The sequence below is a fragment of the Acidovorax sp. GW821-FHT09B03 genome, assembly GCF_059418305.1.
This window is the reverse complement of sequence record NZ_JBWKPP010000006.1, coordinates 24,637-37,893: the sequence shown is the minus strand read 5'-3', so window position 1 is coordinate 37,893 and position 13,257 is coordinate 24,637. Positions and strand designations below refer to the sequence as shown.

General features: G+C 66.5%; 12 protein-coding genes. All 12 read left to right on the top strand.

The window, feature by feature from the left end:
- Positions 1 to 9: 9 nt before the first annotated feature.
- The 12 genes from AC07PA_RS12960 (at position 10) to AC07PA_RS12905 (ending at position 13,256) form a co-directional block, all read left to right on the top strand.
- Positions 10 to 846, top strand: coding sequence for a type II secretion system protein (locus tag AC07PA_RS12960; protein WP_007849248.1), 837 nt, complete (start codon positions 10 to 12; stop codon positions 844 to 846).
- A gap of 63 nt (positions 847 to 909) precedes the next feature.
- A complete protein-coding gene (locus AC07PA_RS12955; protein WP_494609502.1) occupies positions 910 to 1,836 on the top strand; it encodes a type II secretion system protein in 927 nt (308 codons plus the stop codon).
- Entirely contained in the window at positions 1,837 to 2,340 is a 504-nt protein-coding gene (locus tag AC07PA_RS12950) for a hypothetical protein (RefSeq protein WP_494609503.1), read from the top strand.
- The gene (locus tag AC07PA_RS12945; RefSeq protein WP_494609504.1) at positions 2,337 to 3,653 is read left to right on the top strand and encodes a hypothetical protein; all 1,317 of its coding nucleotides are present in this window, start codon (positions 2,337 to 2,339) and stop codon (positions 3,651 to 3,653) included. The genes AC07PA_RS12950 and AC07PA_RS12945 overlap by 4 nt, the downstream gene beginning before the upstream one ends.
- Entirely contained in the window at positions 3,650 to 4,249 is a 600-nt protein-coding gene (locus AC07PA_RS12940) for a hypothetical protein (RefSeq protein ID WP_494609505.1), read from the top strand. The genes AC07PA_RS12945 and AC07PA_RS12940 overlap by 4 nt, the downstream gene beginning before the upstream one ends.
- A 135-nt stretch (positions 4,250 to 4,384) precedes the next feature.
- Positions 4,385 to 6,208, top strand: coding sequence for a pilus (MSHA type) biogenesis protein MshL (mshL, locus tag AC07PA_RS12935; RefSeq protein ID WP_007849235.1), 1,824 nt, complete (start codon positions 4,385 to 4,387; stop codon positions 6,206 to 6,208).
- Positions 6,205 to 7,167, top strand: coding sequence for a tetratricopeptide repeat protein (locus tag AC07PA_RS12930; RefSeq protein WP_494609506.1), 963 nt, complete (start codon positions 6,205 to 6,207; stop codon positions 7,165 to 7,167). Before mshL ends, AC07PA_RS12930 begins: the two co-directional genes overlap by 4 nt.
- On the top strand, positions 7,164 to 8,720 hold the full coding sequence (locus AC07PA_RS12925; RefSeq protein ID WP_494609507.1) for an ExeA family protein: 1,557 nt from the start codon (positions 7,164 to 7,166) through the stop codon (positions 8,718 to 8,720). Before AC07PA_RS12930 ends, AC07PA_RS12925 begins: the two co-directional genes overlap by 4 nt.
- Positions 8,704 to 10,446 (top strand): GspE/PulE family protein, encoded by a 1,743-nt coding sequence (locus AC07PA_RS12920; protein WP_494609508.1) that lies wholly within the window; start codon positions 8,704 to 8,706, stop codon positions 10,444 to 10,446. The genes AC07PA_RS12925 and AC07PA_RS12920 overlap by 17 nt, the downstream gene beginning before the upstream one ends.
- A 22-nt stretch (positions 10,447 to 10,468) precedes the next feature.
- Positions 10,469 to 11,746: a type II secretion system F family protein gene (locus AC07PA_RS12915; protein ID WP_494609509.1), complete on the top strand. Its 1,278-nt coding sequence runs from the start codon at positions 10,469 to 10,471 to the stop codon at positions 11,744 to 11,746.
- Positions 11,747 to 11,850: 104 nt separating this feature from the next.
- Positions 11,851 to 12,438, top strand: a complete 588-nt coding sequence (locus tag AC07PA_RS12910) for a hypothetical protein (protein WP_494609510.1) — start codon at positions 11,851 to 11,853, stop codon at positions 12,436 to 12,438.
- Entirely contained in the window at positions 12,435 to 13,256 is an 822-nt protein-coding gene (locus AC07PA_RS12905) for a type II secretion system protein (protein WP_494609511.1), read from the top strand. The genes AC07PA_RS12910 and AC07PA_RS12905 overlap by 4 nt, the downstream gene beginning before the upstream one ends.
- The last annotated feature ends 1 nt before the right edge of the window (position 13,257 follow it).

The following is a 13,257-nucleotide window of genomic DNA, read 5'->3' as shown; positions in this document are numbered from 1 at the left end:
AACACCATCATGAAAAACTTCTTCAAGAAACCCCAACGTGGCCTGCGCTCGGCGCGCCAGCAAGGCTTCACCCTCGTCGAACTGGCGGTCGTTCTGGCCGTCATCGGCCTGATCATCGGTGCTGTCGCCATCGGCAAGGATGTGCAGCGCAATGCCGAGTACACCAAGATCAAGAACAAGTTCATCGACCAGTGGGAGCAGGCGTACAACCAGTACTACCAGCGCAACGGCGTGGTGCTGGGCGATAGCCAGACGGCTCCGCAAAACATGGTCAACGGCGCTGCATTCATCGCTGCCGCCGCCAAGCCTGGCGATGTCCGGTCCGGCCGCGATATGACTGGAGCGACGGCTCCATCGGCCATTTGCCGAGGCGCAAAGGGCCAGAACATGACCCGCGCTTTCGATACGGATGTGAACCGTGATCTGCGCACGCTGATGACACGTGCCGGTGTCCGGATGCCCCCAGGCCGTGCCGAAGGCCTCGAAGACCGTTATGTATACCTCGACAGCAACGGCAATCCCCAGGAAATCCAGGTGTGCTTCCAGTGGAACAAGCCGATGGCTACTGGTGCGGGCGTCGGTGATGTGGGGGATGGGGCGGGTAACGTCATGGTGATCACCGGCCTGACACCTGACCTGGCCCGTTCGCTGGACCAGATGATCGACGGCAAGCCCGATGAGCGCGAAGGCCGCTTCCGCCGGGAGGGTGTTCTGAACGGTACCCCCAATGTGCCTGGCCAGGAATGGAACCGCACCAACCGCGACAAGATCGGCACCAACAACAACGAGAGCCTGGACGAAGACCAGGTGGAAATCGTCACCGCCATCTATCGCATGAACCAGTAACTGGTAGCAGTCTTGCTACCGCTTTTCTCACAACCCATCACTCACACCTCGTCGGAGATTTCGATGAAACAGATGCAATCGTTTCGCAAGCTCGGCCGCAAGGTCCAGCAAGGTTTCACCCTGGTCGAGTTGGCCATCGTGCTGGCCGTCATCGGCCTGATCATTGGTGCCGTGGCCATTGCCAAGGACGTGCAGCGCAATGCCGAGTACCAGAAGGCGATCAACAAGTTCGCCTACCAGTGGAAGATGTCCTACGACCAGTACTACCAGCGCACCGGTGTGGTGGTGGGCGATTGCCAGCAGGCCCCCACGTACATGATCGATGGTTCTGAAACTTCGATCAACAACAGCAATGCCTGCGCCCGTGCCGGCTCCATGGCCGTGCCCGGCATCCCCGCCAGTTTCACCAACCGCGGGGCCAAGATCTGCGCTGGGCAGGGCTATGCGGCAGACACCGTCGGTCAGGGCGACAAGGCGCTGGCAGGCCTGAACCTGCGAACGCTGATGACCCAGGCCGGTGTGCGCATGCCTCCCGGCCGTGGTGAAGGGCACGAAGACCGATTCCTGTACATCGACTCCAACGGCAACCCTGCCGAGCTGCAGGTCTGCTTCCAGTTCAACGACGCTGGTGTTGCCAGTGGCGCCGGCAACGTGATGGTGATCCGCGGCCTCACGCCCGATCTGGCTCGCTACATGGACCAGGTGATCGACGGCAAGCCCGACTCCCGCGAAGGCCGCTTCCGTATCCAGGGCCGTCCGGCCCACCAGACAGCTGCGACCGAAGCCAATGCGCCCGGTACCCAGTGGGAGGCCAACAACACCCAGGGCGTGGCCATCAACGTGGCGGGCAACAGCACCCAGATGAACACCAGCGACACGCGCCAGGCGGTGATCAATACGTCCGGCAGCGCTGGCGGTACGACGGATGGCCGCAAGCTGGACGAGGACCAGGTCATCCTGCTGACCGCCCACTGGATCATGGAGCAGTAATTGAACGGCACCCGTACCGTCAAGCTCGGGGCCCTGGCCCTGGCCACCGCCTTGTTGGCGGGTGGCGCCTGGCTGGCGCAGAGTGGGCTCAAGAAGCTGGCGTTCGAGCGCCAGCAGGCGGCCCAGCTGCGCCAGAGCCTGGACAGCGCCCGCAACCTCATGTCCGAGGTGGAGCAGCGCGAGCGCCTCATGCAGTCGCTCAAGCAGGTGGCGCAGCAGGTAGACCGCCTGGGGTTCGACCCCGCGAAGTGGGGCGAGCGCAGGCTGCGCCGCACGACCGGGCCGGCCACCCGCGTGGAGGCCGCGCAGTTCCTGGGCGAGCTGGGCCGCGGCGGTGCGGGATCCATCTTCGTTGCCGATCTCTTCGAGGTCGCCACCCTGTCACCCGAAACGGGTCTTTTCCAGATGCCGCAACCGGGTGACAAGGGGCTGACGCTGGGTGCCAGCGGCACGCTGTACTTCCAGACGGTTTCCGTCGCCCCACCGCCCAGGACGATGCCATGAGCGCTGCCGCCGAACATGTTTACCGCGTCGCCAATGCCGGGTGGGTGCATTGCCATGGCCACCAGGCGCAGGACGTGCCTGCCTGGCCCCGGCTCACGCACACCGCGCTGGTGGTGCTGGACCTGGACGATGTCTTCACGGACGTCTGGCGCTTTGAGGGCAAGTCCGAATACGCCACCGCCCTGATCGAGAAGCGCGTGCGCACGCAGGGCCTGGTGGAGGGCTCGGCCCACATCATCATGCACCGCTTGGTCAAGGTGCCCGGCGGCTTCCAGGCCTTCTTCTCTGCCGTGTCGCTGGACCTGTGGCAGCGCAGCTCGCAGTGGGCGCAGGAGCAGAACGACCACTGCCTGGTGATGACCACCGGCGGCCTGCTGTGCAATGGCGTGGACGTGGGCCAGGCGCGCCTGCTGCTCTCGCAGCGCCGCCTGATGTGCTTTGCCCAGAGCGAAGAGGGCATGGTGTTCGCGTCTACCCAGGCGCTGGGTTCAGGCGCGTCGGCCATGACCAGCTCTGCCCAGGTGCTGGTGGCCAACCAGAGCGCGCTGCTCAGCCGCCTGGGGCCCGATGCGGTGGAGTGGGGGGCCTTGTGGAGCACCCAGCCCGCCGATGGTGAGATCTGTGTTGCAGCCTTGCAAGGGGTGCTGGGTAGCGCACCGGTAGTGATGCAGGCAGCGGAGCTCTCGTTGGCTGGCGAACGCGTGCAGACGGTGATGCCCGCGCTGGCGCGCGACGCTGCAGGCCGGCATGCCCTCAATCCCTTGGCAGAGCGCGTGGCCTGGCGTGCGGAGCGCTGGGTGGCATCGATCACGGCGCTTACGGCAGTGGTCGGCGCGGCCTTGGTTGCCGTGGGTGCATTCACCAGCCAGCAGGCCGACGCCCAGCGCGAGGAAGGCCAGAGCCAGCGCGCGCAGCTCGCGGCAATGCAGCAACGCATCCAGGCGGTGAGCACCGTTCAGGCCCCGCAGCAATTGCTGCCGGTGGCGGACTTTTCGCGCACGCTGGACGAGGGCGCCCGCTACGACCCCATGGCCTTCCTGGCCGTGCTCAAGGCCTCCACGGGCAGTGACATCCGCATCGTGCGTGTGAAGCTGGAGGCGACCCAGCAGAACCAGAACCCGAACCGCGCGCGGGCCTTCCGCGTGGATGGCGTGGTCGCACCCGGCGCCTCGGCATCGGTGACCCGCTGGGTGAGCCTGATGTCCGCCGCCGGCTGGACGCTCAAGGCCATGGATCCCGCCGAGCCGTCCCAAGGCGCTTTCTCCTATGAACTGGTTGCCAAGGCTGCCGCACCCGGGAACATGAAACCATGAAATACGCAGCACTGCTCTTGAATGTGGTTGCCGTCGCGTTGCTCGGATGGGCGATGTACGGCGTGGTGCAATTGGTCCAGGCCCGCACGCCCAATGTGCGTCCGCCCGAGATGTCGCTGGCCGCCCTGCCCGAAGCGCTGCGCACCGACCAAACGCGCGTGGCCGAGGCTTTCGACGCCATGGCCCGCATCCAGAAACAGACCGCTAGCCGGGGTGTGGATCCGCAAACCCTGATCGCGCTGCCCGCGCCGGGACGCGAAATCGTCGGCAGCGTGCAGATGCCCGCGCGCTCGATGTCGCTGCACCTGGACAACCTGGCCGCGGAAACCCAGTCCGTCGTGATCGACGACCGCCTGGCCCGCCAGGGTGCGCGCTTGCCCGAAGGCGGCCGTATCACCAAGGTGGAGCCCAACCGGGTCGTGATCTCCGAACGCCTGGGCCGCCAGACGCTGACCTTGCCCGAGGTCGGGCTGCGGGTGGGAACGCTGCGCTGGCCCGATGGTTCGCTGGCGAGCATCAGCAGCCAGCAGTTCAAGGCCGGTGTGCCCGGGACAGCCCCGAACAACGTCCAGGGCCCCATCAGGAGCTTGCCGTGATGAACGCAGGCAAGGCCGTGTCCCTGTTCTGCTGTGGCTTGTGGATTTACCCGGCCGCCTGAATTTCGCGCGCAGAAGAACGAACCCATTTTCAAGAAATCCATGACTCACCCAAGCGGTGCCAAGGACAGCGATATGACCCATCCTCCGATCTTCAAGCCCCTGGCCCTGGTGTGTGCCGCGCTCATTCTCAGTGGGTGCGCCAACAATCCGCCGCGCAGTGCCTCCAGCCTGCCCGCGCCGGACACCGAAGCCGCTGACCGGATGCGTGAAAACGCCGTGCAGGAGGCCAAGCGTCTGCTGGAACACCAGCAACTGCTGCTGGCGGAGCTGAACAGGCCCGCCCCAGCACCGGTGATCGCACCGATGGCACCCGTGTTCGATCCCCTCGAAGGCAAGTTGATCAACGTGGCCATGTCCAAGGCCAGCATCAGTCAGATCCTGGGGGCGTTTGCCGATGCCGGCAACCTCAACCTGATCGTGGACCCCAACGTGCTGCGCGGCGGTCAACTGGCCGACATGTACCTGCGCCAGGTGACCCTGCGCGAAGGCTTCAACGAAGTCATGCGCACCTACGATGTGGCGGGCGAGTTCCGCGGTAACACGCTGCGGGTGAGCCTGACCGAGGAAAAGTTCTTCTCGCTCAACTTCCTGAACACCAAGTCCAGCATCCAGATGGGGTCGGGCGGCAATGTGTTCGGCAGCAGCAATGGCGGCGGCGGTGGGAGCAGCGGCGGAGGCGGTGGTGGCTCCAGCGGCGGCTCGGGCGCCCAGCAGGGCAGCCTCACCATGTCGGGTTCCGGCGGCAGCTCTGCCGATCCCTACGCCGACGTGGCCAGCGCGCTCAAGGCCCTTCTGGAAGACGATGTCAAGGACCGGCTGGAACAGCAGCAGCAAGGCGCAAACGTCCAGGCGCCGGGCTATACCCCTACCACGCCCTCTGCCTGGACAGGGACGCCACCCCCCAACGGAACCGGCGCGTCGAACGTGGCCCGGGGTCCCGGGGCACAAGGCCCGTCGGTGACCACAATCAAGGAAGAGGGCGGTTTCACACTGAACCCGCAGACCGGCACGCTCTACGTCAAGGCGCGCCCGTCCAAGATGCGTACGGTGGAAAAGATGCTGGCCCAGATCCACAAGGTGCTGGGCAAGCAGGTCTATGTCGAGGCACAGCTGATCGACGTGCAACTGGGTGACAACTTCGAGTTCGGCGTGGACTGGACTTCGCTGCGCAGCCGCCTGGCCACGGGCTTCGGCTCCTCGCCTATGCAACTGGGCGGCAGCAACGGCACGCTGCCCAACGCGGGCAACGGCTACCCTGCACGCGCCATCTCCATCCCTGCCGCGCTTATCGGCAGCCTGACCGGTCCTGCCTTCGGCGCGTCCTACCAGGGCAGCAACTACGGCATCGTGATCAACGCGCTGCGCGCCTTCGGCAACCTCAAGGTGCTGTCCAATCCCAACGTGCAGGTGCGCAATGGCACGCCGGCACTGCTGTCGGTGGGCACCAGTTCGCGCTACGTATCGCAATCGGCCTCCACCCAGACGGTACCCGGTGGCGGCGCATCCACCACATCGTCGAGCGTGCAGACCGATACGGTGTTTTCGGGCGTGATGGTCGGCGTGCTGCCCATGGTGCGCGAAGACGGCCGCATCGAGCTGCTGCTCAACCCGATGCAGAGCGATGTGGATCCGGCCAGTCTGCAGCTGGTGGCGGTGGGGGGCGAGAACCTCATTTCGCTGCCCAAGGTCAGCTACAAGGGCCTGACAACCACGCTCAATGTCGGTGATGGCGACGTGGTCGTGGTGGGCGGGCTGATCGACCAGCGCAACTCCAACAACGACCGTGGTGCCCCAGGTGTTTCCGACGTGCCGCTGCTGGGCAAGTTGTTCGGCAACGAGAACAAGGTACACAACAGCCGTGAGCTGGTGATCGTTCTGCGGGTGCGTGTGCTATGAGCCTCATCCACGACGCACTGAAATCCATGGACGCGCCTGCCGCGCCGGCCCCTGCTGCGCCCGCAGTGGCGGTGGCACGGCCACGCGCAGCCACCGCTCCGCGCGGCGGTCGCCCTGCATGGCTCGACGGTGCACTGGCCTTCGCCATCGTGGTGGCGGCCGGTGGGCTGGGCTGGGTGTACTGGCAAAGCCAGAGGCAACCCGCGCCCCTGCCACCACCCGTGGCAGCGGCTGCCGCACCGACCCCGCAGATGGCACCGCTGCCCCAGGCCGAAGTGCCTGCCGCAGCTGCGGCCACCGCGGTGGTGGATGCGCCTGTGGCGACCGCACAATCCTTGGCAGCCACGGCGGTCGCCACGCCGGCCCCGGCGCCCCAGGCCATTGCAACGGCACCTTCCGTGCCCGCACCCGCGGTGCAAGCGGCGGCAGTCGTTGCTGCCCCTGCGCCTGCCGTCGTGGCACAGGCCGCCGCCGGCCAGGCCGATGTCCGTCCGGCAACGCCTCGTCCCGCTGCAGCGCCGCGCCCCGCCCGCACACCCCGTGCCGAGGTCCAGCCGGCGCAGGTGCAAGCGCCCGCGCCCGTGGTGGACGATACGCCTGTGGAGTTGCGCTTTGCGCGCTTCGTGGCTGCCATGAGGAACAATCAGCCTGCCGACGCCGAGCGAGAGCTGTCGGCCCTCAAGGCGCGCCTGCCCGCAGGCTCCCTGGGATTGATCCGTGCGCAGGCCTGGTTCGATCTGCGCGCCGGCAACGATGCGGCCGCAGCCGAGCAGTACCGCGCCATCCTGGACCGCATGCCCGGCGATGAAGAAGCCGCCATCAACCTGGCCAGCATCCACAGCCGCAAGGGCAAGCCCGAGGAAGCGCGTGCGACGCTGGACACGGCATTGCGCCTGTCCCCCGACTCTGCCGCACTGCGCTCGGCCCTGGCCCAGTTCACACCCAATGCCCGCCAATGAGCATCAGCCCTGTCTACGCGACCTTGGGTCTGTCGCGCAATCCCTTCCCTCCCACGCCGGACGCGGGGTCGTACTTCTTTACGCCCCGATTGGAAGAGGATTTCGCAGAGGTCGCGCATTGCATCGAGGCACGCAAGGGCTTCGTGCTGCTCACTGGCGAAGTGGGCCTGGGCAAGAGCACGATGGTGCGGCGCCTGCTCGATACGCTCAGGGACAAGAACTGCCGCTCGGCCCTGATCCTGAACACCTTCCTGCAGGACAGCGCACTGCTCTCGGCCATCCAGAGTGACTTCGGCCTGCCGCCCAGCGACTCGGTGGAGCAGGGCCTGGCCCGGTTGACGGAGTTCCTGATCGAGCGCCACCAGGCCGATGAAACCAGCCTGCTGGTGATCGATGATGCGCAGAACCTGAGCGTGCAGTCGCTTGAACTCGTGCGCCTGCTGTGCAACCTCGAAACAGGGCAGGAAAAGCTGCTGCAGATCCTGCTGGTGGGCCAGCCCGAGCTCGAAGAGACCCTGGCCACACCCGAGCTGCGCCAGCTCAAGAGTCGCATCGTCAAGCATGCCCGCCTGTCGGGCCTGCAAAAGGACGAAATGCCCCGGTATTTCGATTTCCGCGTCAATGCGGCGGGGGCCGAAGGGCGCCTGTCCATCGAGCCCGCTGCCGTGGACGTCGTGCACCGCGTGACGCAGGGCAACCTGCGCCAGATCCACCTGGTGCTGGACCGCTGCCTGTACGGTCTGGCCAGCACGCGCGGCTCGGTGATCACCGAGGCGCTGGTGCAGCGGGCCGTATCGGACATGCCCGCCCTGGGCGATGACGCCGCCACGATCGCTGCCGCCGTCGCCGTGGCACGCCCGCGTCGCCGCTGGGCCTGGATCGCTGCCGGCCTGGCGGCCGGAACCACCGCCACCGTGGCCCTGGCCAGCTGGGGGCTGTCGTCGTCCGGCGGCAGTGCTCCACTGGCGGCCGATAGCGCGGCAAGGGCACCCCAGGCTGTTGTACCCAAGGCCGAGTCCGATGCACCTGCTCCCATGGCCGCGCCCACGGCGCAGGCCCCTGCAGTGGCGCAGCCTGTGCCCGCCGTGGCCGCATCTGCCGCCGATCCTTCTTCCGTGGCTGCGGCCTCCGCGCCCGTGCCTTTGGCCGAAGTCACTCCCCGCATGGCCTGCGAAGCCCAGCTCAAGGCCGCGGCCACGGCCGACGATGTGTTGCAGGTGCAGCGCTTGCCGCAGCCCCATGCCGCCAATGCGCTCAAGGCCAGCCCCCGTGTCTGCCGGTTCACCGAAGGCAAGGATGCCTGGGTGGCGTGGCTCGGCCGCAGCGAGGCGCGCCACATCCTGGCAGCCCAGCAGGCCACGCGCAACGTGCAGGTCAAGCTCAAAAGCATGGGCCTGCTGGATGCGCGAGAGCTGGACGATGGCTTCTTCGGCTCCAAGACGGGGGAGGCGCTCGCCCGCTTTCAGCAGCAAAACGGTCTGGTCCCCACGGGCAAGCCAGACGACCTGACCTTCTTTATTTTGGAGCAGCATCCGCATGTATCCGCCCGCTGACACCGTGATGGACAACGCCAGTCTCGATTTGCCGCCCGGCGCTTCTGCGGTGGAGCGTCTGGCTGCCCTGCAGGAGAAAAGCCCCTCCCTGGGCTCCGCCCTGGTGAGCGCCGGCGTCGTCTCGCCTGTGGCGATCGACTACGTGCTGCAAAAACAGAAGATCGAGAAGGTGCCCATGGGCAACCTGCTCGTGGAACTGGGTTTTGCCAGCGCCAACGAAGTGGCACGCCAGCTGGCCGGCCAGCGCGGGCTGATGTTCATCAACGCGGCCGAGATGCCCGAGCCCGACCCGGCCGTGGCCGCGGTCTTCAACCGCTCGCTGTGCCTGACCTACGGCTTCTTGCCCGTGCGTGAGCACGAAGGCCAGATCGAGGTGGTGCTGGGCGATGCCCAGCCCGACGCCGTGCGCGAACTGGTGCTGCGCAAGCTGGGCAAGTCCTGCCATTTCTTCCAAGGCGAGTTCGACAGCGTGGCCCAGGCCATCCAGCAGCACTACTACTTTGCCGACAACCCGCCGACCCGTCTGGTCGAGAGCGAGGTGCGCAAGCTCGAAGCCGACATCGACCGCGCCTACAGCCCCGCCCGCCTGCTCGAGCACATGCTGCACCTGGCCGTGCGCGAGCGCGCCACCGACATCCACCTGGCGCCCACCGCGCGCAGCCGCTCGGTGCTGCTGCGCGTGGACGGCGTGCTGCGCCCCGTGTTCGCGCTGTCGCCCGCACTCGACCGCCTGGTGGTCTACGTCAAGCTGCAGGCCGACATGGACGCCAGCGAGCAGCGCCTGCCGCAGGACGGCAGCTTCACCGCGCAGGTGATGGAGCACAACTACACCATCCGCGTCTCCACGCTGATCTCCGAGTTCGGCGAGCGCATGGTGCTGCGCCTGCTGCCCGAGCGCAGCAGCCTGGACAAGCTGGCCGACCTGGGCTTTCTGCAGGAGGACGTGGCCGTGATGGCCAAGGCGTTTTCCAAGCCGCACGGGCTGATCCTGATCACCGGCCCCACCGGCTCGGGCAAGAGCACCACGTTGCACGCCGCGCTGCGCATGCAGCCGCTGATCGAGCGCAACGTGCTCACAGTGGAAGATCCGGTCGAGTACCGCGTGCCCGTGGCCTGCCAGACTGAGGTGAACCGCCGCGCAGGCTATGAGTTCGCCAACGCCATGCGCCACTTCCTGCGGCACGACCCCGACATCATCCTGGTGGGCGAAATCCGCGATTCCGAGACCGCGCGTGCGGCCCTGGATGCATCGTCCACCGGCCACCTGGTGCTCTCCACCCTGCACGTGGGCAGCATCTTCGGTGTGATGCCGCGCCTGAAGCTGCTGGGCGTGGACACCGAGACCATCGCCGAAAACCTGGTCGCCGTGATCAACCAGCGCCTGGTGCGCCGCATCTGCCCGCACTGCGCCAAGCCCCGCCTGGCGACGGAGGACGAGCGCCGCTGGCTGGGCCTGACCAACCCCGACTCGGCGCCGCAGGTGTTCCACGGCGTGGGCTGCCACCACTGCCGTGACTCGGGCTACCTGGGCCGGCTGCCGGTGTACGAAATGCTGGTCGTCAACCGCGACCTGGCCGATGCCATCGCCTCCGACGCCACGCGTGCCGAGATTCGGCAGCGTGCCATGGGGGCGGGCATGCGCCCCATCCTGACCCTGGCGCGCAACCGCGTGCTGGCAGGGGAGACCACCATGGACGAGATCCTGCGCACGGTAGGCGAGGACTGAACCGTTTCGGCGGACACGACCCATGGCCTCATCCCTCAATACCTACTACTACCGCGTGCTGCTGCCGCATGGCGGCGTGCGCTCGGGCCTGCTGCGCCTGGCGGTCAAGCGCGAGGTGTCGGTGCGCATGCGCATCGAGTCGGACACCGACGGTACGGTGCTCAGCCTGTTCCGCTTCCCGGGCTGGATGGCATTCTTCTCCGAGATGCTCATGCACCTGTTTCGCCGCCAGGTGCGCGGCGAAGACCTGGCGGGCTTCCTGCGCGACATGGGTCTCATGATGCGTGCCGGGGTGCCTGCTTTGGATGCGCTGCAGACCCTGGTGGACGAAAGTGACACCAGCGAAAACCGCGCCATGGCCTATGTGGCGCGCAACATGCTGGACGACCTGAACGCTGGCGTGGGAATGACCGAGGCCTTCAACCGCCACCCCGACGTGTTCCCCGAGACCGTGCGCAATCTGGTCTCCATCGGCGACCAGACGGGTACGCTGGACCGCATGCTGGGTGAGGCGGCCGAGCACGTGGAGCGCATGATCAACATCAAGCGCGACATCAAGACCGCGCTGATCTACCCGGCCTTCGTGTTCAGCACCATCATCGGTGTGGCGATCTTCTGGATCTACTACGTGGTGCCCAACATGGCCCGCCTCTTCAAGCAGATGCAGGCCAAGCTGCCACCCATCACCGAGGGCCTGGTGTCGTTCGCGAACATGCTCTCCACCCATCTGCCCTGGGTGCTGCTGGTCGTGGCCGTTGTGGTCATCGTCTTCACCGTGCTGTTCAAGCGTTCGGAAAGCTTCCAGCTGGCCACCTACAACCTGCTGCACCGCCTGCCGATCTCGCGCACGCTGCTGGTGTCTTCGGGCATGGCGCACATGACGGAGCACCTCTCCATCCTGGTGCGGGCCGGGGTGGACCTGGTGTCCAGCCTGCGCATCCTGGGGCGTGCCACCAAGAACCGCTACTACCGCACCCGCCTGATCCAGGTGGCCGAATCGGTGTCGCGCGGCGAATCGGTGTCGTCGTCGATGCGGCGCGTGGGCGGCTTCCCGGCCATGGCGGTGCGCATGATCTCCGTGGGCGAGGAGTCGGGAAGCCTGGACCAGCAACTGGCCCATCTGGCCGAGGATTACCGCAAGCGCCTGGAAGTGGTGGTCAAGTCGCTGGCCGAAATCCTGAAACCCGTGATCATCCTGATTGCCGGTGCGTTGTTCCTGTTCCTGATCGTCGCGCTGCTGCTGCCGGTGTATGACCTGGTGCGGCAGTCGGTGGGGCACACCCTCGGGGGTGGGCAATGATGCGGTCGGCCGATTTTTCGATCCTGGCGCGAGAAACTGCGCCTGGATGCTCTGGAAACTGTTCTTTTGACGAGGTCTGCCCGTTATGCCGGGCAGGGCACTGAATGCGCAAGGAAGTACTGATCGGCACGGGCCTGGGCCTGTTGTTGCTGGCCGTTTTGGCTGGTGGCATGTGGATCTCTGGACGCTTGCCCGAAAACACGGATCCCCCGGTGGTGGTGGCCCCGCGTGCGGTAATCACCCCAGTCGCCTCGGCACCTGCCGTCCTCAAGGCGGCTGACGCCGCTTCGCAGGCGCAGGTCCAGGAGCGTCGCCGGCGTCTGGCCGAAGTCCGCGCGGAATTCAATGCACTGCGCGCGCAGGGGATGCAGGCATCACCCGAAAAGATGAGGGCCTTGGTGGACGAGCTGGAGGCGGCGTCTCCTCCGGGATTCGATCCGCGTTATTTCCAGGCGCTGCGCAGCATGCTGGACAGCAGCGCCAAGGTGCAGGCCCTGAACGCCGAGCTGCAACGCATGGGCCAAGGTACCTCCCCCAAGGACATGGCGCGAAAGGAAGCCATCCTGGCCGAACTGCGGGTCATCGGAGAGCGCGTCAGCACCGATGCGCGCAACCTGCAGAGTTACGTCCCAGCGGGCGTAGCCGCGCCGGCTGCGGCCTCGTCGTCCTTGCCAGGAGGGAAGGCGCAATGACCTCCCGGGCATCCTGTCGGCACACCGGTCGGTGGCACCAAGCAGCGCAGGGCGGCTTTTCCATGGTGGAAATGGCCATTGCGCTGGTGGTGGCCGGCCTGATGTCGTGGGCTGCCTTCAGCGGTTATGAAACCGTCACTGCCCAGCAGGAGATCGAGCGCGGCCGGGCCGAGGCTGAGCAACTTCAGTCCATCGTGCGGGCCTTTGCGCTGCGCCATGGCCGGCTGCCATGTCCTGACTCGGATGCGGTGGCCGATGGATATGAGAACCCGCCGAACGGCAACTGTGCCGCCGGCAACCAGGTGGGTTGGTTCCCCTACGTGAGTATGGGCCTACCGATGCCTACGGACAAGTTTCTCGCTCGCTATTCAGTGTTCCGGGCTGCTAACCTCGCCGACCCTGGGAGGGATGCCGATCTTGCCGTGGTCACGGAGCGTACGAGGGATCCAGATCCTGCAGTGCCCGGTAACAGTTCGGTCCCGACTTACCGTGACGTCACTGACCTCATTGCGGGCCTGAACAATGCGTCCAACACGGCCATAGTGCCGTTCTCAGCGGCCAGAACATACCTCACGGGCGATGTCGGCGTGGCCGGCGCCATCGACTGCGCCGCCAACCAAGTCATGGCCGCCGCCTACTGGGTCATCGTGCCGCTGCAGGACAGGAGCGGCGACGGCGATCGCTTCGACGCCCCCCACACACCCGGCAGTGCCTGCGCCGCCAGCCCTTCGGCACCCCTGCGCTTTGGCTCCGACGACGTGGTCGTGGCCGAATCCCCCGGCCAACTGGCCGGCTGGCTCCGCAGAAGCCTGCCCTGAG

What these genes read in the sequence shown, in the direction of transcription:
- AC07PA_RS12920 (WP_494609508.1), top strand. Translation starts at nt 8,704, where the DNA reads ATGTATCCGCCCGCTGACACCGTGATGGACAACGCCAGTCTCGATTTG.
- AC07PA_RS12945 (WP_494609504.1), top strand. Translation starts at nt 2,337, where the DNA reads ATGAGCGCTGCCGCCGAACATGTTTACCGCGTCGCCAATGCCGGGTGG.
- AC07PA_RS12955 (WP_494609502.1), top strand. Translation starts at nt 910, where the DNA reads ATGAAACAGATGCAATCGTTTCGCAAGCTCGGCCGCAAGGTCCAGCAA.
- AC07PA_RS12925 (WP_494609507.1), top strand. Translation starts at nt 7,164, where the DNA reads ATGAGCATCAGCCCTGTCTACGCGACCTTGGGTCTGTCGCGCAATCCC.
- AC07PA_RS12915 (WP_494609509.1), top strand. Translation starts at nt 10,469, where the DNA reads ATGGCCTCATCCCTCAATACCTACTACTACCGCGTGCTGCTGCCGCAT.
- AC07PA_RS12930 (WP_494609506.1), top strand. Translation starts at nt 6,205, where the DNA reads ATGAGCCTCATCCACGACGCACTGAAATCCATGGACGCGCCTGCCGCG.
- mshL (WP_007849235.1), top strand. Translation starts at nt 4,385, where the DNA reads ATGACCCATCCTCCGATCTTCAAGCCCCTGGCCCTGGTGTGTGCCGCG.
- AC07PA_RS12960 (WP_007849248.1), top strand. Translation starts at nt 10, where the DNA reads ATGAAAAACTTCTTCAAGAAACCCCAACGTGGCCTGCGCTCGGCGCGC.
- AC07PA_RS12910 (WP_494609510.1), top strand. Translation starts at nt 11,851, where the DNA reads ATGCGCAAGGAAGTACTGATCGGCACGGGCCTGGGCCTGTTGTTGCTG.
- AC07PA_RS12905 (WP_494609511.1), top strand. Translation starts at nt 12,435, where the DNA reads ATGACCTCCCGGGCATCCTGTCGGCACACCGGTCGGTGGCACCAAGCA.
- AC07PA_RS12940 (WP_494609505.1), top strand. Translation starts at nt 3,650, where the DNA reads ATGAAATACGCAGCACTGCTCTTGAATGTGGTTGCCGTCGCGTTGCTC.